At 61.8% G+C, this 24,835-nt stretch carries 23 protein-coding genes and 1 pseudogene; 14 read left to right on the top strand and 10 right to left on the bottom strand.

Annotated elements, in window-relative coordinates:
* The 3 genes and pseudogenes from J3474_RS19600 to J3474_RS19590 form a co-directional block, all read right to left on the bottom strand.
* Nucleotides 1-188, bottom strand: a pseudogene (locus J3474_RS19600) (hypothetical protein); the annotation flags it as partial.
* On the bottom strand, nucleotides 185-937 hold the full coding sequence (locus J3474_RS19595) for an SDR family NAD(P)-dependent oxidoreductase (protein ID WP_207095324.1): 753 nt from the start codon (nucleotides 935-937) through the stop codon (nucleotides 185-187). The pseudogene J3474_RS19600 and the gene J3474_RS19595, both read right to left, overlap by 4 nt.
* Complete coding sequence (locus J3474_RS19590) at nucleotides 934-1,836, bottom strand: SDR family NAD(P)-dependent oxidoreductase (RefSeq protein ID WP_207095323.1); 903 nt, start codon at nucleotides 1,834-1,836, stop codon at nucleotides 934-936. Before J3474_RS19590 ends, J3474_RS19595 begins: the two co-directional genes overlap by 4 nt.
* 257 nt (nucleotides 1,837-2,093) lie before the next feature.
* Here J3474_RS19590 and J3474_RS19585 point away from each other — a divergent pair, with 257 nt between their 5' ends.
* Entirely contained in the window at nucleotides 2,094-2,819 is a 726-nt protein-coding gene (locus tag J3474_RS19585; RefSeq protein WP_013832574.1) for a carboxymuconolactone decarboxylase family protein, read from the top strand.
* A 25-nt stretch (nucleotides 2,820-2,844) separates the two neighbouring features.
* On the opposite strand, the gene J3474_RS19580 is transcribed toward J3474_RS19585, so the two are convergent.
* On the bottom strand, nucleotides 2,845-3,600 hold the full coding sequence (locus J3474_RS19580) for an SDR family NAD(P)-dependent oxidoreductase (RefSeq protein ID WP_207095322.1): 756 nt from the start codon (nucleotides 3,598-3,600) through the stop codon (nucleotides 2,845-2,847).
* A gap of 322 nt (nucleotides 3,601-3,922) precedes the next feature.
* Here J3474_RS19580 and J3474_RS19575 point away from each other — a divergent pair, with 322 nt between their 5' ends.
* From J3474_RS19575 to J3474_RS19545, 7 genes are all read left to right on the top strand, one after another.
* Complete coding sequence (locus J3474_RS19575; protein WP_013832572.1) at nucleotides 3,923-4,534, top strand: TetR/AcrR family transcriptional regulator; 612 nt, start codon at nucleotides 3,923-3,925, stop codon at nucleotides 4,532-4,534.
* A gap of 18 nt (nucleotides 4,535-4,552) precedes the next feature.
* A complete protein-coding gene (locus J3474_RS19570) occupies nucleotides 4,553-5,317 on the top strand; it encodes a helix-turn-helix transcriptional regulator (protein WP_013832571.1) in 765 nt (254 codons plus the stop codon).
* Between the two features lie 101 nt (nucleotides 5,318-5,418).
* Entirely contained in the window at nucleotides 5,419-5,841 is a 423-nt protein-coding gene (locus tag J3474_RS19565; RefSeq protein WP_013832570.1) for a Zn-ribbon domain-containing OB-fold protein, read from the top strand.
* Complete coding sequence (locus J3474_RS19560; protein WP_013832569.1) at nucleotides 5,838-6,995, top strand: thiolase family protein; 1,158 nt, start codon at nucleotides 5,838-5,840, stop codon at nucleotides 6,993-6,995. The genes J3474_RS19565 and J3474_RS19560 overlap by 4 nt, the downstream gene beginning before the upstream one ends.
* 8 nt (nucleotides 6,996-7,003) lie before the next feature.
* A complete protein-coding gene (locus J3474_RS19555; RefSeq protein ID WP_013832568.1) occupies nucleotides 7,004-8,182 on the top strand; it encodes an acyl-CoA dehydrogenase family protein in 1,179 nt (392 codons plus the stop codon).
* A 33-nt stretch (nucleotides 8,183-8,215) separates the two neighbouring features.
* On the top strand, nucleotides 8,216-9,391 hold the full coding sequence (locus tag J3474_RS19550; RefSeq protein ID WP_207095321.1) for an acetyl-CoA C-acetyltransferase: 1,176 nt from the start codon (nucleotides 8,216-8,218) through the stop codon (nucleotides 9,389-9,391).
* A 4-nt stretch (nucleotides 9,392-9,395) separates the two neighbouring features.
* On the top strand, nucleotides 9,396-10,415 hold the full coding sequence (locus J3474_RS19545; protein WP_013832566.1) for an acyl-CoA dehydrogenase family protein: 1,020 nt from the start codon (nucleotides 9,396-9,398) through the stop codon (nucleotides 10,413-10,415).
* A 12-nt stretch (nucleotides 10,416-10,427) separates the two neighbouring features.
* Here J3474_RS19545 and J3474_RS19540 read toward each other — a convergent pair whose 3' ends face one another.
* The 5 genes from J3474_RS19540 to J3474_RS19520 form a co-directional block, all read right to left on the bottom strand.
* Entirely contained in the window at nucleotides 10,428-11,933 is a 1,506-nt protein-coding gene (locus tag J3474_RS19540) for a DUF1254 domain-containing protein (RefSeq protein ID WP_207095320.1), read from the bottom strand.
* A 21-nt stretch (nucleotides 11,934-11,954) separates the two neighbouring features.
* Nucleotides 11,955-13,211: an MFS transporter gene (locus tag J3474_RS19535; RefSeq protein WP_013832564.1), complete on the bottom strand. Its 1,257-nt coding sequence runs from the start codon at nucleotides 13,209-13,211 to the stop codon at nucleotides 11,955-11,957.
* An 87-nt stretch (nucleotides 13,212-13,298) separates the two neighbouring features.
* The gene (locus J3474_RS19530) at nucleotides 13,299-15,584 is read right to left on the bottom strand and encodes a TonB-dependent receptor (protein ID WP_207095319.1); all 2,286 of its coding nucleotides are present in this window, start codon (nucleotides 15,582-15,584) and stop codon (nucleotides 13,299-13,301) included.
* Nucleotides 15,585-15,653: 69 nt separating this feature from the next.
* Nucleotides 15,654-16,712, bottom strand: coding sequence for a phosphotransferase family protein (locus tag J3474_RS19525; protein ID WP_207095318.1), 1,059 nt, complete (start codon nucleotides 16,710-16,712; stop codon nucleotides 15,654-15,656).
* Between the two features lie 35 nt (nucleotides 16,713-16,747).
* Nucleotides 16,748-17,983 carry an acyl-CoA dehydrogenase family protein gene (locus J3474_RS19520; RefSeq protein ID WP_013832561.1) on the bottom strand — a complete coding sequence of 412 codons (1,236 nt, stop codon included), beginning with the start codon at nucleotides 17,981-17,983 and terminating at the stop codon, nucleotides 16,748-16,750.
* 184 nt (nucleotides 17,984-18,167) lie between these two features.
* Between J3474_RS19520 and J3474_RS19515 the strand changes: the two genes are divergently transcribed.
* The 6 genes from J3474_RS19515 to J3474_RS19490 are packed head-to-tail and all read left to right on the top strand — an operon-like array spanning nucleotide 18,168 to nucleotide 24,461.
* Entirely contained in the window at nucleotides 18,168-18,872 is a 705-nt protein-coding gene (locus J3474_RS19515; protein ID WP_207095317.1) for a carboxymuconolactone decarboxylase family protein, read from the top strand.
* A gap of 49 nt (nucleotides 18,873-18,921) precedes the next feature.
* Entirely contained in the window at nucleotides 18,922-19,719 is a 798-nt protein-coding gene (locus tag J3474_RS19510; protein ID WP_013832559.1) for an enoyl-CoA hydratase/isomerase family protein, read from the top strand.
* A 3-nt stretch (nucleotides 19,720-19,722) separates the two neighbouring features.
* Nucleotides 19,723-20,070, top strand: coding sequence for an EthD family reductase (locus tag J3474_RS19505; RefSeq protein ID WP_013832558.1), 348 nt, complete (start codon nucleotides 19,723-19,725; stop codon nucleotides 20,068-20,070).
* Nucleotides 20,067-20,861, top strand: a complete 795-nt coding sequence (locus J3474_RS19500; RefSeq protein WP_207095316.1) for an SDR family NAD(P)-dependent oxidoreductase — start codon at nucleotides 20,067-20,069, stop codon at nucleotides 20,859-20,861. Before J3474_RS19505 ends, J3474_RS19500 begins: the two co-directional genes overlap by 4 nt.
* The gene (locus J3474_RS19495) at nucleotides 20,854-22,377 is read left to right on the top strand and encodes a class I adenylate-forming enzyme family protein (RefSeq protein ID WP_207095315.1); all 1,524 of its coding nucleotides are present in this window, start codon (nucleotides 20,854-20,856) and stop codon (nucleotides 22,375-22,377) included. Before J3474_RS19500 ends, J3474_RS19495 begins: the two co-directional genes overlap by 8 nt.
* On the top strand, nucleotides 22,332-24,461 hold the full coding sequence (locus J3474_RS19490; RefSeq protein WP_242528500.1) for a 3-hydroxyacyl-CoA dehydrogenase NAD-binding domain-containing protein: 2,130 nt from the start codon (nucleotides 22,332-22,334) through the stop codon (nucleotides 24,459-24,461). Before J3474_RS19495 ends, J3474_RS19490 begins: the two co-directional genes overlap by 46 nt.
* Here the strand turns inward: J3474_RS19490 and J3474_RS19485 are convergent.
* Nucleotides 24,458-24,835 (bottom strand): hypothetical protein (locus J3474_RS19485; RefSeq protein WP_207095314.1); only part of this gene is annotated, 378 nt, incomplete at its 5' end. The two genes, J3474_RS19490 and J3474_RS19485, sit on opposite strands and share 4 nt — an antisense overlap.

The following is a 24,835-nucleotide window of genomic DNA, read 5'->3' as shown; positions in this document are numbered from 1 at the left end:
AGTACCCCGGCATCGCGGGCCCTCCCGCGCATCTCCATCACCAGTTCGTCGGTCGGCGCACCGTGGTGGTCGCGGCGCGGGTCCTTCTCGTAAGGCACCACAACTTCGCGCACAAAGGCTTCCACCCTCTCGGCCATGTCGAGGGCGTATCGGGAAACGGCAGCGGAATTGGTCTGTAATACAGTCATTGTGCGGACTTGCCTCCATCGACCACAAGTTCCGAGCCAGTCATGTAGCGCGCATCGTCACTGGCGAGGAACGCGATACCGTCAGCAATTTCTTCGGCTTCGCCCGGACGCCCCATCGGGACGTCTGCCAGCAATTGCCTGGCGATCACGGGGTCGGCATAAGCCTCGGCGGTTAGCGGAGTGGTCGTGTGCCCGGGATGGATCGAGTTTGCACGCACGCCGTTTCCAGCTGCAGCACATTCCAATGCGGTGACCTTGGTGAACATGCGCACTGCCCCCTTCGACGCACTGTAGGACCCGGTGTTGACCCCAGCGATGATACCGCGAATGGACGAGACATTGACGATGGCACCGCTACCCGAGGCGGCCAAAAGCGGCATCAGGATTTTGGTCGAGAGGAAAATGCTTTCCATGTTGACCGCCATGACTGCACGCCAGGTTTCAAGACTCGTATCGGCGATCGGCGCAAAGCTGCCATAGCCCGCATTGTTGACCAGCACGTCGAGTCTCCCATGGCGTTCGCCGATGACCCTGGCCAGCGCCAGCCAGCCCGCCTCCTCGGTCACGTCGAGGACGTGACTCTCGTGCCCCTCACCCGAGAGCGCGGCGAGCGCTGCGGGAAGCTTCTGCGCGTCGCGGTCTGCCAGCAACACATGCGCGCCTTCCGAGGCGAGGCGCGCACAAGTGGCCAATCCAATCCCCGAAGCCGCACCGGTGACGAGTGCAATGCGCCCCTCGAAGCGGTTCACGACGCTTCTACTCCAACTCCGGCGTCGCGCACGCCGACGTCATCCTTGCTGAGTTCGAGGATACTTTCGAAGGTCGGATTGGCACGCTCGACGATGGACTGCGCTCTGGCGCGAATACCGGCGTCGAAGCGCTCGGTAGTAAAGACATAGAACTGGTTCGCACGGATACCCTCGAATGCAAGTTCGGCAACGGCCTCGGGCGAAGGGGCACTGCGATAGAGATCATCTGCAATCGCCTGGAGTTCTGGTGCTTCTTCGGGGCGCCCGCCTCGTGCACGCAGATGCTCGGGCCTCGACCGCTCGGCATCATAGATGCGCGTCGCCACGAGTCCGGGACACAGCATCGTTACGCCGATCGGCGCGCCAACCTCGCGCAGTCCCGCGAAGAGAGCCTCCGTGATTCGAACGACAGCATGTTTGGAAGCGCCGTAGACCGCAGACCCAGAGCCGCTGACAAAGCCCGCGACCGAAGCCGTGTTTAGGACATGCGCAGGCTTATCCTGGGCAATCAGGCGTGGCACGAAGCTGCGGATGCCATTGGTCACCCCATCGACATTGACGCCGAAGGCCCAGCGCCAGTCCTCTGGCGTAAATTCCCAGACCATACGGTGACGGCCGCCTGGAACCACGCCGGCATTATTGCAGACGAGCGCGACATCGCCGCATTGCGCAAAGGCATCGTGCGCCAAGGCATCCACAGCCTCTGGATCGGTAACATCGACTACCCGCGTCAGGCATTGCGTCACGCTTAATCCGGAAGCGACTCCGGCAAGGTCAGCCGCGTTGATGTCTGCGAGGACCAGCCGCATGCCGAGCCCCGCCGCTTGCTTTGCCAGCGCAGCGCCGATGCCGCTGCCCGCGCCGGTTATGACGGCGGTCCTACCTTCGAACTCGTTCATGTCTCTTCCTTGCTATCCCCTCGCGGTCCGGCTTGTCCGATCGCTCAAACTGTGTCGGAATGCCGTTGCGGCGACATCGCTCCATGCGCCTCAGCATTAATCGACCGACCAGTCGGGCGTCAATGATGAAGGTGACACCGAATCAAAGAGGCGAGGTTGATCAGAAAAGGAGCGCGCCCTGGCGATTGACGAGCCGTCTATCGACGCTTAGTCATTGCCCAACCGACCGGACGGTCTATTAAGTTGGAGAGATAATCATGACAGACGCCGTCACCAGCGTTGAACCAAGCGGCGTCGAGACCGCAGTACAGCTCTCGGCTCTGGGTGTTCTGCGCTGCAATGCACCAATGACCGTTGCAGGCTTTCAAAGATGGCGATCGATCATCGAGACCGACGGAGCAGTTCCGGCGAGAATCAAACTGCTCTTTGTTGCTTGCGCAGCGTGCGTGAAGGGCTATGTCGAGCTCGGTCGGCGTGAGCTTGCCGCGGCGCGCGAGGCTGGACTCAACGCCTCCGAGGCGGGGGCTGCCGTCGCAATTCTGTCTAGTGTGCGAGGCGAAGGGGCAGCATTGCGCTTCCATGGCATTGCCGAAACGCTGTTCGGCCCGCTCACATCCGACGAAGTGCCGGATGAGGTTGTCCGTGATGTCGAGCCCGGCGCAGCGGAGTCAAACTTCCTCGCCTACTTCGGTGAAATGCCCCCTTCACTCGCCAAACTGCTCGAACTCAAACCGCTGGGTGCTGACGCCTACTATCTCATGCGCGAAGGCACACTGTCTGGCACCGCGCTTGCATCCGACCATGCTGAGCTGCTGCTCGTGACTGTGCTCGTTGCCGATTACAGCAATTGGGCCTCAGTGCACATGAACGGCGCACGGCGTGCCGGTGCGAGCGAGGAAGCCATTGCCGAAGCGGTAATCTGCGCAGTTCCGACCAGCGGGCTGTCCGCCTGGGTGGTGGGCGCGACAGCAATGGACGCCTGACCGCTGAGATCGGAATTACTCTATCCTAAAGACCACTCACCAGATGGCCGCCGTCGACAGCAATGACCGACCCGGTCATGTAGCGAGATTGTTCCGAGGCTAGCAGCAGCAGCGGTCCATCCAGGTCTTCCAGTTGTCCGAGACGGCGCTGCGGAATGCGCGCGATCAGTCTCTGGCCCGCATCGGAGGCAAAGAAATCACGGTTCAATTCAGTCTCGAGGTAGCCGGGCGCCAAAGCATTGACCCGGACCCCCAGCGGCGCCCACTCGAGCGCGAGCGCCTTGGTCAACTGGATCAACCCAGCTTTGCTTGCGGCGTAGGCAGCCAGTCCCTTGGACACCCGCTCGCCAAGGATCGAGGCAATATTGATGATGCTGCCACCATGCCCGCGCATGGCTTGTGCGGCCTGCTGCGCGACGAGGAATGCGCCGGTGAGGTTTGGCCCGAGGACCGCATTCCAGTCCTCTGGTCCGACGTCCAGGGCAGCGCGAGTCTGCGCGACGCCAGCGTTGTTGACAAGGATCGAGGGAGGAGCAGGCGCGCGCGCGGCGATGGCGGCGAAAGCGCTTTCCACCGAGGTCGAATCGGTCACGTCCAGCGACAGGGCCTCGCAGGTGCCCCCCGCCCTGCCGATCTCTCCTGCCAATGCAGCAAGTGCATCGAGCCGCCGCGCCGCAACAAAGACATGCGCGCCGTGTGCCGCCAGCACCTTGGCGAAATGGCGTCCGAGGCCGGAACTCGCGCCGGTTACCAGAGCCACCTTCCCGTTAAGATCGACCATTCACTCTCTCCCTTGCCCGCACGGCGATGGATAGGCGACACGCCCGCCATTCAGCTGTCGGTTAAACTCGAACCGGTCCGCCTTAGCGATCGACATCAGATCGTCGAACTGACCATTTGGGCGACGGAAAGGCGAGACAGCCGGTCGAATCGGGCTTGTAGCGATACACAACCGATCAGTCGGTCGAGAACATGCTTGGCAAGAGTGTGATCTTCTGGTTTGGGAGACTATGGCTCGTATTGCGGCAAACGCCCGCAGAATTGGATGACGAACGACGCGGCGGATTACAGTCCAATGCGGTGAAAGGGCGAGAACACCGGACATGCCACGGCAAAATACAAAGAAGCGACAGACAACTGAAGCGCACGATGAAAAGCGCAATGAGATCCTGAAACATTGCGCCAGCCTGTTCGACAAGGTTGGCTACCACGGCGCGTCCATGCAGATGATCGCCGACGAAGTGGGCTTGGGCAAGCCGACGCTATACCACTATTTTTCGAGCAAGCAGGCGATTCTATATGCCATTCACGATGCGCATATAACCGCGCTGATCGATGGGCTCGACGCAAGCGATCCCTCGATTGAACCGTCCCGCCTTCTTCGGCTGGCCTGCATCGACATCTTGCGCGAAATCGCCGAACATCCCGGCTACGTTCGCGCTTTCATGGATCACTACACGGACCTTGAAGGCCCGCAAAGGCAAGAAATACGCTCGCGTCGTCAGGACTATTTCAACCGCATCCAGTCCATCATCGCCAGGGGCATTGAATCCAAGCACTTCATAGAGTGCGATCCGGTCCTGACCGTTTACGGCTTTCTCGGCATGTGCAACTGGGCCTACAAGTGGTATCCTCAGGTCGCCAAAAAGAGAAAGCCTGAGGATGTCGCCGATGCCCTGTGCAGGCCGTTTTTCGAGGGATTGTGCCGACGCTGACAGGCGTGCGGGATCGCGATGACTAACAAGCAGGTGTCCGACGTCCGGTTCGACAGCGTGGACGGCATTCGCAAAGCGGCCACGACACTGCGTTTCGCGGTCGAAGACATTTGCGGACTGCGCACGGCGATAACGCACAATATCGCTGTGCGTGAACCAATGCGCGACAGCAGTGGCGCCGTACTCGCTACCGAAGTCTTCGGTTTCCGAAACGACGAACCGCGCTGGTGGGAAGCACCGCAACTTGCCCTGACCTCGCCACTTGCACTCGCATGTCGGGTGGAAGCCGAGCCTTTCTGGTGCAATGCCGAGGGCTTTCGCACGCGCCTGCCCAACCCCCTTCTTGATCTGGTCGACCGCACCGATTTCGAAGCTCGCGCACTGACGCGCGCCGCGCTCGTGGTACCGATCCATCTGCCGTTCGGACAAATCGCTGCGGCTAGCTTCCTTTCGCACGACCCATTTGAAGACGACCTTTCGGCACAATATGCCTATGCCGACCAGGTCGGGGAACTCGCTCGCGCATTCGTGTGTTGCTACGTCAAGCTGAATTGGACCAGGTCCGCCGGCCCTCATCCGGTTTCTCTTACCAAACGCGAAGTTGAATGCCTGCGCTGGGCCGCAGCCGGCAAAACCAATGACGAGATCGGCATCATCCTCGGGCTGCAACGCACGACTGTGCGGTTCCACATCCGCTCGGCATCGGTGAAGCTCGATGCGGTCAATCGCGACCAGACGCTTTTCAAGGCTGCCCAACTCGGATTTCTCGGGATGTTGCGCTAGCCGAACGAGCCTTCCGGCGAGGGGGAAGATACGCCTTCTGTCGCAATGGTCAGAAGCCAATCGGAGTTCTGGGCGATAGGCCTATTGGCAGGAGAGCACTCATGCCAACAAGTCCAGCACCGCCCATCGATTCAGAGATAATTGTCGAGATTGGCGGCAAAATTGCCCTTGCCGCCTCGCGCGAAATCGCAAGCGGCCGTATCGTATTTCCGCCCAAGATAGCCGCCGACGCGCGCTACGAGCATGTCGTCCTGCCAAGCGAAGGGAGGCTGTGGTCCTGGACCGTACAGCGCTTCCGGCCAAAGTCGCCGCCCTATGCCGGGTCAGACACCTTCGAGCCATATGCCGTCGGCTATGTCGAGCTCGATGGTGCGCTGATTCTTGAGACCCGCCTGACCGACGTCGCCTTCGACGCGTTACACCTCGGTATGCCGATGCGGCTCGTGCCTCTCAGCTTCGAATTGGCTGGCGGCGAGAGGCGCACAACCTTTGCATTCGCACCCATGGAAGGGAGCGCCACGTGACGGAAGTGTGCATCATCGGCGCCGGCATCCACCCTTTCGGTCGCACGCCAGAACGCTCCGGACTTGAACAAGGGGCTTATGCCGTGCGCCAGGCCCTCGCCGCGACGGGACTCGAATGGAGCCAGGTACAGTTTGCCTATGGCGGTTCGGACGAAGCCGGCAATGCCGACACAATGGTTTCCGAGCTTGGTCTGACCGGCCTGCCCTTCATCAATGTCGCCAACGGCTGTGCCACCGGCGGATCGGCCATGTTCGGCGCATACAACACGATCCAGTCGGGGCAGTTCGACCTTGGCATCGCAGTGGGCTTCGACAAGCACCCGCGCGGTTCCTTCTCGCCATTACCAGCCGATTGGGGATTACCCGATTGGTACGGCGAAACAGGTCTCATGCTGACGACGCAGTTTTTCGCGATGAAGATTCAGCGCTACATGGCGAACTATAGCATAGCCGCCGACACGCTTGGGGCGGTCGCCGAAAAGGCTTTCGCAAACGGAGCGCTCGCCCACCATGCCTGGCGGCGCGAGCCGGTCGATCGTACGACCATTCTGAACTCGCCCATGGTGAGCGACCCTCTCACCAAATTCATGTTCTGCTCGCCAGCAGAAGGCGGCGTAGCGCTCGTCTTCGCCAGCGAAAAGCGCGCGAAAGCAATGGGACTGCCGTTCGTCAGGCTCCGGGCTGCGGCCGTCCGCACGCGCCCGCCCGGGTCCTTCGAGGTATTCAGCCCGGGGCTCGACATAGAACGCGGAGGCTCTCCCACCACGCTCGCCGCGAAAGCTGCCTACGAGATGGCTGGTGTGGGGCCTGAGGACATCGACATCGCTCAGTTACAGGACACCGAGGCAGGCGCAGAGATCATGCACATGGCCGAAAACGGCTTCTGCATCGATGGCGAGCAGAGCAAGTGGATTGCCGAGGGACGCACCCGCATCGACGGCGCACTTCCGGTCAATACGGATGGCGGTTGCCTGGCATGCGGTGAGCCAATCGGTGCATCTGGCCTGCGCCAGGTCTACGAGAACTTCGTCCAGCTTACCGGCCGCGCTGGCGCGCGCCAGGTCGCCGGTCGTGACGGACAGGGACCGCGGCTCGGATACAGCCACGTCTATGGCGCGCCGGGCGTTTCCGCCGTCGCGATCCTCGAACGCTGAGATTGATTATGGACCTGTCACTCACACCATTTCAGGAAGCCTTCCGTCATGAAGTCCGAGCCTTTCTCGCCCAAGCGCTGACGGACGACCTCAAGCGCGGAGCAGCGCTTACAACGGGAGTCTTCGCCGAACCCGACATCGCGCGCGAATGGCAGGCTATTCTCGATGCAAAGGGCTGGCTCGTCTACCACTGGCCAGCATCCGCCGGAGGCCCTGGCTGGAGCCCGATCCAACGCTGGATCTTCGAAAAGGAATGTGCCGAAGCCGGTGCGCCAATCCTGCCGGGCATGGGCCTGAAACTCGTCGGCCCCGTGCTCTACACTTTCGGCACCGAGGCGCAAAAAACGTATTACCTTCCTCGCCTGAGGAGCGCCGAGCACGTCTGGGCCCAAGGCTTCTCGGAACCCGGCTCGGGCTCGGACTTGGCCAGCCTTCGCACCAGAGCGGTGCGTGAGGGCGATGAATACGTCGTGACCGGCCAGAAGATCTGGACCACCCAGGCCCAGTACGCGAACTGGCTATTTGCCCTTGTACGCACCGACTTCGAGGTGAAGCCTCAAGCGGGTATCAGCTTCCTGCTCATCGACATGACGAGCCCCGGCATCTCGGTCCGTCCTATCCTCTCGGCTTCGGGCGATCATGAGCTCAACGAAGTCTTCCTCGACGAAGTCCGGGTGCCCGTCGCCAATCGCATCGGCGAAGAGGGCCAAGGCTGGACCATTGCCAAGTTCCTGCTGGAAAATGAACGCGGTGGCTCAACCTTCGCGCCTCAACTTTTGGCAGACTTGAGCCGGCTGCGCGAAGCGGCGCCTCCCCTGCCCGCCACACTTGCATTGCGTGCTGCCCGCATAGAGGCCCAAGCCTGTGCACTTGAACTCACCGAACTTCGCACACTGGTCGAACTCGAGGGCGGAGCAAAGCCGGGGCCGCGTACCTTTGCAACAAAGCTGATAGCTTCCGAAATTCGCCAGGAGCTCGAGACTCTGGGGGTCGACGCCTTCGGCCTGGCAGGACTTCAGCTGCCGGCCGAGCGCCCGCTCTACGGCGAGCGGGCAACCGCGCCCATCGCCTGCGCCGAGGCCCAGGCCGCTGCCGCGCGTTATCTGAATGCCCGGGCCTGGTCGATCTTCGGCGGAACGAGCGAAATCCAGCTGGACATCATTGCCAAGGCCGCGCTCGGCCTTTGACCTGACAAGACACCATAAGAAAGAGAAGAGACCATGCCTGAAGCCTATATCGTCTCCGCCCGCCGCACCGCCGGGGGCCGCCGCAATGGCCGTCTTGCCGGCTGGCACCCAGCGGACCTGGGCGCCGCCGTACTCGACGCTCTCGTTGCCGATGCCGAAGTCGATCCCGCCGCGATCGACGATGTGATCATCGGCTGTGTCAGCCAGGTAGGCGAGCAGTGCTTTGCCTTCGCTCGCAACGTCGTGCTGGCCTCCAGCCTGCCACAGAGTGTGCCCGGTGTGACAATCGATCGCCAGTGCGGTTCCTCGCAGCAGGCACTGCATTTCGCCGCGCAGGCCGTCATGTCGGGCATGCAGGATCTAGTTGTCGCGGGCGGTGTCGAAAGCATGACGCGCGTCCCGATGGGGTCGGCAATCACTTTGGCACAAGCCGGTGGCATCAATGCCGATCCTTTCTCACCCGCGATCAAGGAGCGCTTCGGCGTGCCCGCGTTCAACCAGTTCGCCGGCGCACAGCTGATTGCCGACAAATACGGTTTTACGCGTGAGGATCACGATGCCTTCGCGCTTGAAAGCCATCGCCGCGCCGCCGCCGCAACCCAGAACGGCGCTTTCGCCAAGGAAATCGTCCCGATCGCTTACGAAGCGGAGGACGGCACAAGCGGTATCCACGAAACCGACGAAGGGATACGCGCCGATTCCACCATGGAGTCGCTCGCGCAGGTCAAGCTGATCGGCGGAAAGGGAACGCTTTCGGCCGCGACGGCAAGTCAGATCTGCGACGGCGCCTCAGGTGTGCTTGTCGCGTCTGCCGAAGCGGTCAAGGCACATGGTCTCACGCCAATTGCAAGAGTGGTGAACATGGCGGTCACCGCAGGCGACCCGGTCATCATGCTGGAAGAACCGATCCCGGCAACGCGCAGCGTGCTTCAGCGGGCCGGGCTTTCGCTCGGCGATATCGACCTGTTCGAGGTGAACGAGGCCTTCGCCTCGATTCCGCTTGCCTGGGCCAAGGCGCTCGGCGCCGACCTTGCGAAGGTCAATATCCACGGCGGCGCGATCGCGCTCGGCCACCCGCTCGGTGCGACCGGCACCAAGCTCATGACGACCTTGATCCATGCACTGCGGGCCCGGAGCAAACGCTATGGCCTGCAGACGATGTGCGAAAGTGGTGGGATAGCCAACGCCACGCTGATCGAGGCGCTGTGAAGCCATGAATTTCGCACCCAGTGAAGAGCAGGCCATGGTCTGCGACATGTTGCGCCGGTTTCTCTCCGATCGGGGCGAGAGCGCTGGCCTGGCGCATGGCCCTATGCCGAAGGCGGACTGGCTGGCGCTGGGCGAGCTGGGGCTCTTCGCCTTTCTCCTGCCGGAGAGCATGGGTGGAATGGGCGGCGCAGCAAAGGACGTCATGCTTGCAGCCGAAGCCTTCGGCACCGCGCTTGCCATAACCCCGCTCGCTCAGGGCGTAGTAATGGCCGGCGCACTGATCGGCGCGGGCGCAAGCGGCGAATCGGCCGGCCATTGGGGTGAAGCGATCGCTTCGGGCGAAGCAACCTTCGGATACGCGCAGGGCGGGAGACGGCAGGATAGACGGGTAACGGGCAAGATAGGCCTTGTGCGCGACGGCATGACAGCATCGGGCTTTCTGCTGCAGCTCGAATCTGGAGAGCTGGCGCTGATCGAGGCCGACGCACCCGGCGTACAACGCACGCCCGTTCGCCTCGCCGACGGGAGCCTTGCGGCGAACCTCGAGGTCGGGGATGCAAAGGCCGAATTCCTATCCCATGCTTCTGGCGACTTCGAACGAGCGCATGCACTGGCAGGCATCGCCGCGAGCGCCGAACTTGTGGGCACGATGGAGACGCTGCTCGGCCTGACCGTCGATTACGTCAGGCAACGCCTGCAGTTCGGCAAGCCGATCGGCAGCTTTCAGGTAATCCAGCACCGCTGCGCCCGGCTCTATATCTCGCTGGAACAAGCCCGTTCCTTGCTGCTGCGCGCAGCGCTGAGCGATGCGGGCCAGTTCGTTCGCAATTCGGCCATGGCCAGCGCCTTCATCGCCGAGGCGGCACAAGGGTTGGCCGAGGACGCGGTGCAACTCCATGGCGGTATGGGAGTAACCGACGAACTGGCCGTCGGACGGGCTTTGCGACGCGTACTCGTGCTGACGCGCAGCGACGGCGGTGCAGCGACGGGTTGGGACAGGCTGGCTCTGCAAGACGCGGCCTGAGGCCGGCAGAGGTCAGCCTGCAGGGCAAGCGGCCGGGTCAACCTCTTCCACCGGCATGATCGCAGGCGGATGCCATTGGCCTTTGGCCGCAGGCGGCAAGGGCCGATATAACCGCATCATCAGCATGAACCCCTCTCGAGGCGCGGGCAACCAGTTTGCTTCGCGCCCGGGCCCCGGGTTCTCGCTCTGGACGTAGATGCGAAGCGAGCCGTCCGCTCCGTAGCGAATACCCGGTGTTCGGTCTCCGATCGAATAGCGTTGCATGGAATTCGGGACGAGGAATCCCTTGGCATAGTACATGGTGATCGACCAGAACGCGCCTACCGGTGGCAGCTGGTTCTTCGCGAAGCAGATCACATAATCCTTGCGACCATCCAGCGCCGCACCGTCGCCGTCGAAATGCGCGACAGGGTAAAGCGCCTCGTCCTTGTCGTTGACGTAGATCTGATCCATCGCGACGGCAGCACGCAGAAGGTAATCGCCTCCGAAACGTGAGCCGGCGAAGCTCGTCGACCATCCGCGTGAAAGCTCGCCCAGATTCGCTGTCTTGGCACGGATCACGGCGAAACCATCGGTTACCCCGCGCTCAACCGCATTGCGCTCCGCCTCGTCGAGAAGGGACGGTAGAAAGCCGTTCTCACGCGTCAGACCTATTCGGGCGAGCGGCGCGATAATCTTCGCGTCCTGAGGCACGGGGAGCCAATCCTGCAGCACCGCGCCAAGATCGCTTAGAAAGTCAAATGGCTCGGGGTCCGCAACGAGGCCACCTGGCAACACCCGCTGTGCCGTGACTGGCGCCTTCTCGATCCGATCCGGTCCGAGCCAGCGATCCAACTCAATCCTGTCCTGGAGCGCGTGCACCGCTGGCAGATCCGCCTCGCCGTTTACCAATATGCGGCCTGCGATCATCATGTAGCGCTGCCGGCTACGTACGACGAGTGCGCCTCGCGGGATCGGTCCCATGTATTTCGGCGCGACAACCGCGATCTGCGGCAGCTTCGCTCCATGCGTTGACTGGCCGTAGGAGTACTGCGTCGAACTGTCGGCCTCCCCGAACTGGAAGGTATAGTAGCGCGCACCGAAATCGGGAGTTCGCAGCAGGAATGGCCCCTCGTCAGTGTCGAGGAATGCCAGAACGTAAAGGGTATCGTTGTTGGGCGCGACGCCGATGCGCGTCTTGGGGTCGGCAAGAGCGCGGGCACGACCAAGGCGGTTGAGCGGCGCCGTCGCAAGCGTGGCAGGCCTTTGGGAGAAAGGGTGCTCCGGTTGAGTGGCCTTCACTCGCAACTGGGCGGCCCGTACGAGCGGATACCCCCACACCGTAGCGCGCAAGGCGAGTACATAAGGATCCATGCTCTCACCGGAAAAGATCTGTTCGGTCGTCTCAGCGCCGACCAGAGAGACCGGCTGAGCGGCAAGTACCTGTGTCTGGGTGGGGGTCGCATTGTGAGGCGGCTGGACGCAGGCTGACAAAACGAGCGCACCGAGCAAAGGGATCGATCTCGTGGTTCTGGCCATGGACCAATGCTCCCTGTCGGATCAGCGCGAGAGATCCCGCGTATAAGTGCGAGCAGCGAGAAGGAAGCAGCCTCCCGCACCGATAGCAACGAAGGAGAACGCTGCCATGGCGACCCTGAGCCCTTCTTCACCCCCGATCGTGTCGCTCAGCAAACCGGCAAGCCAGGGCCCCAATCCCAAACCGACGATGTTGACCGTCAAAAGCAGCACCGAGGTCGTGAAGGCCCGGATGCCGGGCGGAACGAGAGCAAGGCAAAGCGCAATGATAGGGCTGTAGTAGAAGAACAGGAAAAACACCGCGAACGCGCTGCCGAGCAACGAGACCTCGAGCGAGGGAGAAAGAACTTGCAGAAGCGTTGCAGGACACACGGCCATGGCCACCAGCGCCATGATGATCGGCTTGCGGGCCTGCCGCTTCTGGCCAATGCGATCCGTGACCCAACCGCCGGCAAGGATACCGGCGCCACCGCCCAGGCCCACCATGAATGCAAGCGCCGTTGCCACTTCGCCCAGCGACATATGGTGGAGGCGCGCATAGAACGGTGCGTTCCAGTTCAGCGCGATCGAAAGTACGAAGTTATTGAGTGCGCCGCCCGCGAAGAGAAACAGAAGACTCGGCCGCGCCAGCATGATCGCGAAGCCTTGCCGTAGTCCGGGTAGCTCGACCTCCGAACCAATATCGAAACGCCCGCGGGGCGGCTCCTTCAGCAGGGCGAGCAATATCGGCGCCAACAACAGGCCCGTGCCACCGATAATCCACATTGCGGCGCGCCAATCAATGGCTTGTGCGATCCACCCCCCGGATAGGTAGCCTAGCATTACGCCGATCGGAAGGGCCATCCCCCACAATGCAAGGGCGGTGCCGCGCCGGGCGGGTTCGTAATAATCTGCGATGACGGAATGGCTTGCGGGAATGCTGCCTGCCTCACCCAACGCCACCCCGATGCGGAAGAAGACGATCGAGGTAAAGCTCCAGCTGAAGCCTCCGAGCGCGGTCATCGCACTCCACAGGGCAAGCGAGGCGACAATGACATATTTGCGGTTAAAACGGTCGGCAAGCCGTGCGATCGGCACGCCCATCGTGGAGTAGAAAAGCGCGAAGGCAAGACCGGTCATCATCCCGAGCTGCGCATCGCTCAAGGCCAGGTCGCGCTTGATCGGCACCTGCAGGATCGAGATTATGGTCCGATCGACGTAATTGAAGATTGAGACCAGCAGCAGGACGAGCAGAGCGACCCTTCGGTTTCGCACGGACGATACATGGTCGCTATGCGGCATTTCGGTCCTTCTTCCCAAATCATTTATCTGTTCGGCGTGTCCGGTCGCAAGAGTATTCATCCCCTGCGCCCGGACCTTAAGCCAAGATCACTGACCGAAACGTGCGTTCAATGTAATTCCGATTACACGCGATGGCGCGATGGCCAGCCTTTCGACGTCTCGCTGAGCGGCTGGAGTTGCGGCAACTTCCGAGGGCGAAAGCTGGTAGAAGTAGTAATTGAGGCCGTTGGCCGCATAAGTCTTGTTGAAGACGTTCGTGCTCCACAGACGGATGTCCCAGGCCCCACTCGGCGGCGAGTATGAAATCGAGACGTTCCCGACGTTCTTCTGCTTGGTATAGGGAACGCCGATCTGGTTCGCATTGGTCGCCACCAGCTGGTACGCGCTGGCCCACTTGTCGTCGAAATGGAACGTGATGCGCGCGCCGCTATCCAGTTCCTTCGTGTAATCCAGCATGGCGGTGAAGGCGTGCTTCGGTGTGAAGGGAACCTGGTTCCCGCTGCAGTCGGCCCCTCCTGCTGCGCAACCCTGGAAAGTGGAGTAATAAGCATCGGTGTACGCATAATTGGCTCCGATCGACAGCCCCTGAACCGGGTTGAGCTTTGTCTCGACCTCGACGCCCTTGACGCGCTCACTGCCAGCGTTGCTGTCGGTAAGGACACCATCGACGAGGGAGCGGACCTGCAGATTCTTGGTATCGGCGATATAGGCCGCGATGTTGGCAGTCAGCAGGTTGTTGAAAAACGACGACTTGGTGCCGATTTCGTAGCTCCATGTCGTCTCAGCCTTGAGGGGCACTTGCGCCTTGATCTCATTGGGCGCGGTCAGCACCCACCCGCCACCCTGGAAGCCCTTCGACGCTGAGGCGTAGAACGAAATGTCACGCGCCGGCTTGTAGTCGAGGATGAAGCGCGGAGTGAATGCCGACCATGAATTCGTCGCCCCGCCCTTGCCGAGCTCGGTGAAGAATGGGGCCCCATAGAACGGAGAGGAGCCGGTGTGCCGGGTATAACCGTCCTTCTTCTCGTAGGCGTAGCGCACGCCCGCAGTCAGCGAAAGCTGGTCGGTAAGCTTGTACTTGCCCTCGACGAAGGGTCCGACGCTGAAATTGTGGATGCGCCCTTCGACGAGCTGCGAGGCCAACGCACCTTTGGTCAGGACCGAAAGGTAGGATTCTGGATACGTCCCGTCGAAATTGAACTGAATGCCCTTATAGAGGTTCTCGTAGCCGACATAGACCCCCGCGAGCAGACTGAAGGGGCCACCCCAATTCGACGTGAAGCGAACCTCTTCACTGATCTGGCTCTCGTTGTTATAATTGATTGAAGGTGTATTGAGCGGCAACGGCCCCCCGTCGGCATCCTCAATGAACGCCGCATCCATCCAGCGATAGCCAGTGATCGAGGTAATGGTTCCGATGCCTGTCTCGTAATCCAGCTTGAGAATGCCGGCAAACAAGTCGCGCCGCGTCGAGCCGTCGGTATCGAGAAGGGTCTTGTGCAAGTCCCCTCCGTTCGCCGCTTGCACCTGGGCTGCCAGCGCACCGGGACCGACGATCACTGCACCGCTGCCGTATCCGCCACGGTGCGTATAGGACGCGCTCGCCGAAACCTTCAGCGAATCCGAAGCCTGCCATGCAAGAGAGCCGCGCACGCTCTGGACCTTGTTATCGTCGAGATAGTGGCCGGTCGTGAGGTTCTTCTGGTAGCCGCCGTTGTTCTTGATGCCATAGGCAAATCGAGCCGCCAGGTTTTCATTGAGAGCGACGTTGAAGTAACCGTCGGTCTCAATGCCTGGCTGTCCGGCATCGTTCACGAGCCCAGTCATCGTGATCCGACCATCGTTTCGGCCGAGCTGCGCCGGATTGCTTGTAATCTGCACCGCACCGCCGACGGCGTTGCGACCGAACGTGGTGCCCTGAGGACCGCGCAGAATGGCGACCTGCTGGACATCGAACAGGTTCGTGTCGAAGGAGGCCAAGGTACCATAATAGATGTCGTCGATGTAAACGCCGACGGGAGTTTCAAGCCCTGGCGCGTCATTGGTCGTCGATTTGCCGCGGATCTGGAATGTCGTCGTCGAGGTTCCCTTCACCGGAACGAACGTCGGTCCGGGCGTAATGCGCGTCATCGAGGCGAAGTTATCGATGCGCTGCGCCTGAATCTGCTCCGCATTCACCGCGCTGACGGCGATCGGCACGTCCTGCAGCCTTTCAGCGCGCCGCGTCGCCGTGACAACGATTTCCTCCACCGCCTTTGCCGAGACCTCGCCAGCCGGTCCATCCTGCGGCGCCGTCTGCGCGGCTGCTGGCGAACATGCGAGTCCGGCTGTCGTGCAAAGCAATGCGATCCGAACGAAGTTATGCTGCTTCATAATCAACCTCTCCCCAAATGCCTTTGTATGTGCACTTCTGTTAATTGTGTTTCCTGGAAGCCGAGCTCATCAGGTGGCGCCAGCCTCCCTCGCTGCGTGCCAGGCGGCACGTGCGAGCGGTTCGATGCGAGTAATGACTTCCTGCGCATTCTCTGCGGTTTGCACACCGTCGCGCGCACGTCCCGCGATGCCCTGCAGGATCGCGGCGACGCGAAAGAGGTTGAAAGCCTCATAGAACGGCGCCGTCGGGTCGGATTTGAGCCCCGTCCTCTCACAGTAGCGGCGGGCATATTCGTCGGCATTAGGGATACCGAGTGCGGCGAGGTCCGCGCCCTTGAGTGTACCGCGCACATCGACCCCCGCCGGCCGAAACCATTCGAGCATGTGGTAGGTCAGGTCGCCCAGTGGGTCGCCGAGAGTTGAGAGTTCCCAATCGATGACTGCCGAGACACGCGGCTCAGTCGGATGGATCAGCAGGTTATGGAAGGAAAAGTCGCCGTGGATAATCGCGGTCGTATCGCCCGTATCGGGAATCGCCGTGGGTAGCCACTCGATCAACCGGTCCATCTCTGGAATGTTCTGCGTGCGCGAAGATTCATACTGACGCGACCAGCGCGAAATCTGCCGCGCGAAATAGTTGCCAGGGCGCCCGTAATCCGAAAGACCGAGAGCCGCAAAGTCGACCATGTGCAGGCGGGCGAGCGTCTCGTTCGCTGAATCGTAGATCGCTGCACGCTCTGCCGGATCGAGACCCGGCATCATGGGATCCCAGAAGCTGCGACCCGGCACGTAGCGCATGACGAAGAACATCGTGCCGATAACATCGTCGTCTTCGCAGAGCACCAGTGGCTCGGCAATCGGCAGGCCCACTTCGAACAAGGCGCGCGTCACGCGAAACTCCCGGTCGACCGCGTGCGCCGACTTGAGAAGGACGCCGGCTGGCTTGCGCCGCAGCACGTACTGAGCATCTGATGTAGTAAGCCGGTACGTCGGGTTCGACTGGCCACCAGCGAACTGCTCGACTTTGATCGGCCCCGAAAACCCGGGGATCCTTCCCTCGAGATAAGCAACCAGGCGCACCTCGTCGAACGCCGCATTTGCGGCGACGGCGTGAGTGCTCCCGATCATCGCCTCTGCCTTGCTTACATTTGCGGGCGATGCGCTCACTGGGAAGTCTCCCGGTACTTGCGAAGTTCAAGCCGAGCCAGTTGGCGTTCGTGAACTTCATCGGGGCCGTCGGTCAGACGAACGATGCGGGTGTTGGCGTAGAGTTCGGCGAGACCGAAATCGTCGCTGACGCCGCCACCGCCGTGAGCCTGAATCGCCTCGTCGACGATGCGTTGGGCAATCTTGGGCGCGGCAATCTTGATCATCGCGATTTCCGCGCGAGCCGCCTTGTTACCGACAGTGTCCATCATGTGCGCCGCCTTGAGGCAGAGGAGGCGCGACATTTCGATCTCGCAGCGCGCGCGCGCTATGCGCTCCTCCCAGACCGAATGCTCTGCGATAGCTTTCCCGAAAGTGCGGCGCGAAAGCAGACGCCTACAGGTCTTTTCGAGCGCCACTTCCATCGACGCGATATTCCGCATCGTGTGGTGAATGCGACCCGGCCCCAATCGCCCCTGCGCAATCTCGAAGCCGGCGCCCTCTCCCACGAGAATGTTTTCAACGGGTACCCGCACATTCTCGAGGGCAACTTCGAAGTGGCCGTGCGGCGCGTGATCGTAACCGAAGACCGGCAGGTAACGCACGAGCGTAACGCCCGGCGTGTCGCGCGGAACGAGGACCATCGACTGCTGCCGATAAGGTTCTCCCTCCGGATCGGTCTTGCCCATCACGATGAAGAAGTCGCAGCGCGGATGACCTGCACCGGATGACCACCACTTGCGGCCGTTGATCACGTATTCATCGCCTTCCCGGCGAATATCCGTCTGAATGTTTCGCGCGTCCGAGGAGGCAACGGCAGGCTCGGTCATGAGGAAGGCCGACCGGGTTTCCCCGTCGCGCAGCGGAACCATGAAGCGTGCCTTCTGCTCATGCGTACCGTAGCGGTGCAGGACTTCGAAGTTGCCCGTATCCGGTGCCATGCAGTTAAACACTTCGCTTGCGAACGAAATGCGCCCCATGAGCTCCGCTATGGGTGCATACTCCACATTGGAGAGCCCCACACTGGTAAAATACTCATCATCATGCTCGCTGGGCGGCATGAAGATGTTCCACAGCCCCTCTTCTCGCGCCTTAGCCTTGAGTTCGTCGAAGATTGGCGGCACCTCGGCCCAACGGTCAATCTCGGCGAGCTGGCTGTGGTAGATCGGAACGGCAGGTACGATGTGCTCGTCCATAAAGGCGCGCACGCGCTCCATCCACGCGACCGAATTGGCAGATTGCCCGAAGTCCACTTTTCTTCTCTCCCACGCACTGCGGTTGGTTCGCTGATGGCCAAACCCATACGGTACATTCGACCGACCGGTCGAGTGGTAATTAATCGACCGACCGTTCGGCTGTCAATTTGGTTAGTGAAAAAAATTTCGGTTGACGCCCGACCAGTCGGTCGAGCATTTGAGGAGGCAAGAGAGGAACGACATGACAATAAGTCCATTGCTGCAGAACGCGCTCTTGCAAGACGTGGCGCCATATACCCTCGCCGGGTTTTCTGCCTTCCGCGAGGTAGTCGACACCGACGGTGCAGTGCCTGCCCTGTACAAGGCACTATTCGCGGCGGTGGCGGCAATAGATCGACGCCATCACGTCCTGGCTGAACGCGAACTGGTTCGCGGTGCCGGTCTCGGTTTGAAGCTCGACGAAGCTGTCTCTGGGTTAATCGTACTGGCAAGTTTGCGTGGCGAAGCTGCAGCGCAAGACTTCTCTTCGATTCTCGAAAGAGTTTACGGTGCCCCGCCCCAGCATGATCCGAAACCCCTGCCCGAAGCCGCTCCCGGCGAAGCCCAGGAAAACTTCGTCTCCTACTTCGGCAATGTCCCGCCCCCGCTCAAGCAGTTGCTTCGGCTCTGTCCGCGCGCAGCTGACGGCTATTACCTGATGCGCCGGGGCAGCATCGACGCCAATCCTCTTACTCCCAAGTATGGAGAGCTCCTTCTGCTCGCCATACTGGCCGCTGGCTACAGCCCGATGGCCGCTACCCATGTACGCGGCGCCCGCAACGCGGGAGCTACCGACGCCGAGATTGCCGAAGCGGTGCTTTGCGCAGTTCCGGCCGCGGGAATCGCTGCCTGGATGGCCGTTGGGGGCATGCTCGCCCCTCCAGAGGAAGGGGGGATCGCCTGCTGAGGAAACCAACCAATCATCGATAAAAACTAAACTGTTACGGAGAAGAAAGATGGAACCCGAGAAAGACGTCATCCAGTACGAAGTCGCCGATAACGGCATCTGCACGATCTGGCTCAATCGCCCACACGTAAAGAACTGCGTCAGCCCGCAGCTTCTTCGCGAACTGGAGGCAGCCGTCGACAGGGCCGCAGAAGACGACTCGGTCCTTGCGGTCGTATTCCGCGGCCGCGGCAACACCTTCTGCGCCGGCGCCGACCTCGGGCAGCTCGTCGGCCCGGTCCTGCACGAGACCAGCACCTCGCTGCAGCTCGCCATCGATTCGGCACGCACGTACGACAAGATTTACAACATGAAAAAGCCGACGATCGCCTGCGTCGAAGGCTACGCGGTAGCCGGCGGCTTCGAGCTCTTCATCTCCTGCGACTTCGGCATTGCCGCCGACGAAGCCAAGATCGGCGACTTCCACATCCGCCGCGCGCTGTTCGGCGGCGCCGGCCCGATTTATCGCCTGCCGCGCTATATCGGCATGCGCAAATCGAAGGAACTGATGCTCACCGGCAAATTGCTTTCAGGCAAGGAATGCGTCGAGTGGGGCCTTTGCAACGCCTCGGCCCCTGCAGACCAGCTCGACCAGCTGATCCAGGACTTCTGTGCTCCGCTAATCGACAAGAGCCCGTTCTGCATGTGGATGACCAAGATGGCCGTCAACCGCGGCATGGACGCCGATACCAACTCGCTCATCACGCTCGAGACAATGACCTGCAATGTCGTCCATCATTCGGCGGACGCGAAGGAAGGCGTTGCTGCGTTCCTCGAGAAGCGTGAGCCCGTCTGGACGGGTAAATAAGCCATGCCTGTTAGCATGGTCGTCCTGGCCAGCCGGCCTAGCGATTGGACACAGGACCAGTTCACTGCCTGGTGGCGCGGCCCGCATGCCGACGCCGCCAGGGTCCTGCCGGGTCTCGTCGCCTACCGCCACGGAGTGGTGAAGACGGACTTCGACAATCCCGAGGCTCCAGGCTGGGACGGCCATGCTGTCCTGACTTTTCCGGACCAGGCAGCGCTTGATGCTGCCTTTGCATCGGAAGAGTGGAAGATCGCCACCCGTCAGACCAAAGGGATGGGAGGACGGCGAATCATCCTGCTCACCGATGAGGTTGATCTGCTCGCCGGAACAGACGGTGGAAGTGACCGATGATTGATTTCTCTCCAGGATTTGCGACGCGGCGCTTCCGACTCGACGGCAAGCGTGCCCTCATCACCGGCGGGCGCGGCGCGCTCGCCGAAGCGATGGCGGCGACTCTGGCGGACCTAGGCTGCAGTGTCGCGCTGGCCTCGCGTACCGAAACGGATTGCGCCGCACTTGCCGCCCGGATCTCCGAACGCTTCGGCGTCCAGGCGATTGGCCTTGCGTGCAATATCGCAGATGAGCCCTCGGTCGAAACGGCGATTGCCGAAGCGATTGAAAGACTGGGCGGCCTGGACATCCTGATCAACAACGCCGGTGCCTCTTGGTGGGGGCTGCCGCAGGATATTCCGCTCAAGGGCTGGCAAAAGGTGATCGATGTCAATGTAACCGGCACGTTCCTGGCATGCCGTCACGCCGCACGCCACATGATCGGGAACGGCGGCGGCTCTATCGTCAACGTCGCCTCCGTCGGTGCATTCCTTTCCTACCAGCCCGATGCCGGTCAAGTTGTCCCATACACCACCAGCAAGGCCGCGATCGTCCACCTGACAAGCGACCTGGCGGCGCAGTGGGCCGGCCACGGCATTCGTGTGAACGCCATCGCGCCAGGATCAATCGAGACGGGCATGACCGAGACACTCGACCCTGCGACCCAGGGAAAGACCCGGGCGGGCATCCTGCTACGCCGCTTCGGCCGCCCTGAAGAAGTCTGCGGAGCGCTCGCACTGCTTGCTTCGGATGCAGGTAGTTTCATCACCGGCCAGACCTACCTCGTAGACGGAGGCCAATCCATTGCCTGAGCACAGCGGCCACACCCCTTTCGCTTGGGACGAATCCAGGCTCTGGCCACAGTTCGCCTCGCTCAGCGCAGCAGCGCCGACCAAAGCCGCATTGGTCGACTGCAACGATAGGGTCTGGCGGCGCGAGGAAATAGCCGCGCTGGCCGAAGAGATCGCCGCGCGGCTTTCCGCCGCCGGTGTCAGCGCAGGCAGCCGCGTCCTTGTCGTTGCGCACAAGACACCGGCAACGATCGCCGCGGCACTCGCCGTCTCGCGTCTCGAAGCCGTGTTCTGTCCAGTTTCTCCGAAGCTGGGAGCAGGAGACTTGGCGCAGCTCGAAGCACTTCTCGGCCATGTTGCGCGCGTCACTGGCGATGGCCCCGAGGCGGTGGTCGTGGAAGCAGTCTCTGCGCCCCGATCCGCGGACCCACGCGATGCGTCGTGCGTGCTGATTGGTTTCACTTCGGGCAGCACCGGCGTGCCCAAGGGAGTCATGCACGGGCCCGGTGCGCTCAACTACGCCACACGCGCCTGTGCCTCGATTGCAGCACTCGAACCGGACGATGCGATCCTTGGCATCGTCCCGCTCGACAGCGCACCGGGCTTCACCTTCACGGCGCACTTTGCGCTCTCGCTCGGCCATCCCCTCGTCCTCGTCGACCCCTGGGTACCGGCCGAAGCATTGCGCCGCGCCGAACGGCACAATTGCGGTTGGGCCATCGCCGTTCCGACACACCTGTTCACGATGGTAGAGGCTGCGCGCATGGGCGAATGGCACGGTACCCTGCCGCTGCGGGCCATGGCCGTAGGTGGCAGTGCCATGACTGCCGAACTGATTGCAGACGCTAACGCCATTCTCGGCCTGAAAGTCTTGCGCATGTTCGGCATGTCCGAATGCATGGGGCATGCCTCTACTCGCCCGGCGGATACGCTGGAAAGGCGCCAAGTCTACGACGGTCTGCCCTTCGCGGGAACCGACGAGGAGGCCTTCGACGAAGACCTTGCGGCTCTGCCACGTGGCACCCGTGGGCAGGCCGGGGTCCGCGGCCCTTCGCTTTTCCTCGGCTATGCGCAGGGGCTCGGTGCCGGACAAGAGCGTATGACGCCGAGCGGTCACTATCTTACCGGCGATGAAATCGTGCGCGATGCCGACGGCTACATCCGCGTTGTCGGCAGGATCAAGGATCAGATCATCCGCGGCGGTTTCAACATCGATCCTGCGGAGATCGAGGCTGTCCTGCTGCGCCATCCTGCGATTGCCGAGGCGGCCGTCGTGGCCGTGCCGGAGCGCAAGCTCGGAGAACAGGCTTGCGCCGTTTGCCGCTTGCGTCCGGGCGCAAGCGAGCTCGATCTCGCCGCTGTATTGGCCCACATGCGCGAGGCGGGCGTCTCGCGCAAGAAATGGCCCGAACACCTCGTCCTGGTCGACGAAATGGAAGTGACCGCCACGGGTAAGCTCGACAAGAAGGCCATGGCCACAATCGCAGTTGAATGCGTTACGCGCCGTCGCGAGGAAATCGGGGGCAAGGCGTCGTGACGGGGCCGGCGACCAGCGTCACTGTCGATCGAGTGGCAGTGATCACGCTCGACAATCCACCGGTTAACGCTCTTTCGCATGCTTTGCGCGCCGGACTCCTTGCCGAGTTGGAAGCAGTGCTTGCCGATCCGGCAATCGATGCAGCGGTCATTCACTGTGCTGGCCGTACCTTCGTGGCGGGAGCCGACATTAACGAATTTGGCAGGCCAATCGCGCAACCTGGCTTTCCCGAACTGTTCAGCGCTATCGAAGATTCCGCCAAACCGGTTATTGCCGCAATCCACGGCACATCGCTGGGGGGCGGCTTCGAGCTATCGCTCGCCTGCCATTATCGGGTGGCCGTTCCCTCGGCCCGCGTGGGACTGCCCGAAGTCAAACTCGGCATCTTGCCTGGTGCCGGTGGGACGCAGCGCCTGCCCCGCCTGGTTGGCGCTTGCGCTGCACTCGAAATCATGACCAGCGGACGCCAGGTCAAGGCGGAGGAGGCACTGGCGATCGGGTTGCTCGATGCCGTCCTACCGGGCCAGGATCTCGTGATGGAAGCAGTTGCTTTCGCTCGCAATGTCGTTGCGGAAGGCGCTCGTACACCGCGGGTACGGGACCGCGAGGACATGCTCGAAGTCGACCGCAAGGATCCAGAACTGGTCGACAGGTTCTTCATCAAGAACGCGCATCGATTCAGGGGACTCGATGCACCCACTGCGATTGGTGCTGCCGTGCGTGCTGCGCTTTCGTTGCCCTTCGAAGAGGGTCTCGCTCACGAACAGCAACTATGCCTTGCGCTTGCAGAAGGCCACCAATCTGAAGCACTCCGCTATCTTTTCTTCGCAGAGAGACAGACTACGCGCGTTCCCGACCTGCCGCCCAACACGGCGCAGCGCCCCGTCGCCTCGATCGGCGTTATCGGCGCAGGAACTATGGGGGGGGGCATTACGATGACCTTCCTCGATGCGGGACTGCCCGTCACGCTCGTCGAAACTTCCAAAGCCGCACTTGAACGCGGCTGCTCCAACATCCGCCGCCATTACGAGGCAAGTGCTCAGAAAGGTCGCATGTCCGCGGATGAGGTCGAGACACGCATGTCCCTACTCTCGCCGCGACTCGACCTCACAGCACTGCGCGATGCGGATTTTGTGATCGAGGCGGTGTTCGAGGATCTCGCGTTGAAACGCGACCTGTTCGCTCAACTCGATGCGCTCGCCGCCCCGGATGCAATACTCGCATCGAATACCTCGTTTCTGGACCTCGACGCCATCGCCGATGCGACAAGCCAGCCCGAGCGTGTGCTTGGCCTGCATTTCTTCTCCCCTGTTAACGTAATGCGGCTGGTTGAGGTCGTGCGCACAACGCGAACCAAGCCAGAGAACGTTGCGACAACAATGTCGCTCGCCCGGCACATCGGCAAAGTCCCGGTTCTGAGCGCCGTGTGCGACGGCTTCATTGCCAACCGACTTATGGCTCCGCGCGGCGCTGAGGCCGAAATTATGATGCTTGAAGGTATTCCCATCGAGCGAATCGACAAAGTGCTCACCGACTACGGCTTCGGCATAGGTCACTTCCAGATGATGGATATGGTCGGTCTCGACGTCGTGGGTCGCGGCGCGAGCGAGCGTACCGTGATGGGCGATCTCGTCGCCGCAGGACGCCTCGGACTTAAAAGCGGATCGGGATATTACGACTATGACGGGAAGCACCGCCCTTTACCCTCCAAATTGACCGAAACCACGATCGCTGCAGTCGCGCGCGAAAAGGGTGTGATAGGCTCTGACCAAGTGAGCGATGAGGAACTTCTGACAAGGCTGCTCTGCCCTGTTGTCAACGAAGGCGCGCACATCCTCGAAGAAGGCATCGCGCTCCGCGCCTCGGATATCGATGTGGCGGCGGTGCTCGGCTACAACTGGCCGGCACACACCGGCGGCCCGATGGCATGGGCGGAACATTACGGGCTTGCACGAATTGTCGAGAGCTTGCGTAAGCTTGAGGCCATGCATGGCGCACGTTTCAAGCCAGCTCGCCTGCTTGTCGGACTCGCAAAGGACGACAAGGACTTCGCCGAGGCTCAGGTTCGTCCTCTGACCACCTAGTCCTTTTGCTGCTGCGACTGGCCACCATTGAGTAGCCAGTTCAGCCTGAGCGCACCGTCATCCGCCTGCCGGCGACCTATGAGGCCGTCTATCGCACCGCCATTGCCCAACTGGAGGAGCACCTCGCCGCGCGCGAGGCGATTGGCTCGAAGAACACGATCCGCGCTCTGATCGAGGCAGTAGTGGTCCCTGGCGGCGACAACCGCGGTGGCAAGCATGGCTGCCTGGAGCTGCACGGCGAGCTGTTTCGGATGCTGGATTTTGCGCAAGGCGCAGCGGCGGAGGCCAGGGTAGCGGGCTGTAAACGACAAAGCCCCCGGCGCGTGGGCGCTGGGGGCTTTGGTCGTAGATGGTTGGTTGCGGGGGTAGGATTT

Origin of the sequence: Novosphingobium sp. PY1 (assembly GCF_017312445.1) — a bacterium.
In the GTDB taxonomy this organism is placed as follows: Bacteria; Pseudomonadota; Alphaproteobacteria; order Sphingomonadales; family Sphingomonadaceae; genus Novosphingobium.
This window is presented reverse-complemented; position numbering and strand designations above follow the sequence as displayed.

What these genes read in the sequence shown, in the direction of transcription:
- J3474_RS19510 (WP_013832559.1), top strand. Translation starts at nt 18,922, where the DNA reads ATGGAACCCGAGAAAGACGTCATCCAGTACGAAGTCGCCGATAACGGC.
- J3474_RS19530 (WP_207095319.1), bottom strand. Translation starts at nt 15,584, where the DNA reads ATGAAGCAGCATAACTTCGTTCGGATCGCATTGCTTTGCACGACAGCC.
- J3474_RS19550 (WP_207095321.1), top strand. Translation starts at nt 8,216, where the DNA reads ATGCCTGAAGCCTATATCGTCTCCGCCCGCCGCACCGCCGGGGGCCGC.
- J3474_RS19545 (WP_013832566.1), top strand. Translation starts at nt 9,396, where the DNA reads ATGAATTTCGCACCCAGTGAAGAGCAGGCCATGGTCTGCGACATGTTG.
- J3474_RS19555 (WP_013832568.1), top strand. Translation starts at nt 7,004, where the DNA reads ATGGACCTGTCACTCACACCATTTCAGGAAGCCTTCCGTCATGAAGTC.
- J3474_RS19565 (WP_013832570.1), top strand. Translation starts at nt 5,419, where the DNA reads ATGCCAACAAGTCCAGCACCGCCCATCGATTCAGAGATAATTGTCGAG.
- J3474_RS19575 (WP_013832572.1), top strand. Translation starts at nt 3,923, where the DNA reads ATGCCACGGCAAAATACAAAGAAGCGACAGACAACTGAAGCGCACGAT.
- J3474_RS19535 (WP_013832564.1), bottom strand. Translation starts at nt 13,211, where the DNA reads ATGCCGCATAGCGACCATGTATCGTCCGTGCGAAACCGAAGGGTCGCT.
- J3474_RS19580 (WP_207095322.1), bottom strand. Translation starts at nt 3,600, where the DNA reads ATGGTCGATCTTAACGGGAAGGTGGCTCTGGTAACCGGCGCGAGTTCC.
- J3474_RS19500 (WP_207095316.1), top strand. Translation starts at nt 20,067, where the DNA reads ATGATTGATTTCTCTCCAGGATTTGCGACGCGGCGCTTCCGACTCGAC.
- J3474_RS19505 (WP_013832558.1), top strand. Translation starts at nt 19,723, where the DNA reads ATGCCTGTTAGCATGGTCGTCCTGGCCAGCCGGCCTAGCGATTGGACA.
- J3474_RS19585 (WP_013832574.1), top strand. Translation starts at nt 2,094, where the DNA reads ATGACAGACGCCGTCACCAGCGTTGAACCAAGCGGCGTCGAGACCGCA.
- J3474_RS19590 (WP_207095323.1), bottom strand. Translation starts at nt 1,836, where the DNA reads ATGAACGAGTTCGAAGGTAGGACCGCCGTCATAACCGGCGCGGGCAGC.
- J3474_RS19570 (WP_013832571.1), top strand. Translation starts at nt 4,553, where the DNA reads ATGACTAACAAGCAGGTGTCCGACGTCCGGTTCGACAGCGTGGACGGC.
- J3474_RS19515 (WP_207095317.1), top strand. Translation starts at nt 18,168, where the DNA reads ATGACAATAAGTCCATTGCTGCAGAACGCGCTCTTGCAAGACGTGGCG.
- J3474_RS19540 (WP_207095320.1), bottom strand. Translation starts at nt 11,933, where the DNA reads ATGGCCAGAACCACGAGATCGATCCCTTTGCTCGGTGCGCTCGTTTTG.
- J3474_RS19525 (WP_207095318.1), bottom strand. Translation starts at nt 16,712, where the DNA reads ATGATCGGGAGCACTCACGCCGTCGCCGCAAATGCGGCGTTCGACGAG.
- J3474_RS19490 (WP_242528500.1), top strand. Translation starts at nt 22,332, where the DNA reads ATGCGTTACGCGCCGTCGCGAGGAAATCGGGGGCAAGGCGTCGTGACG.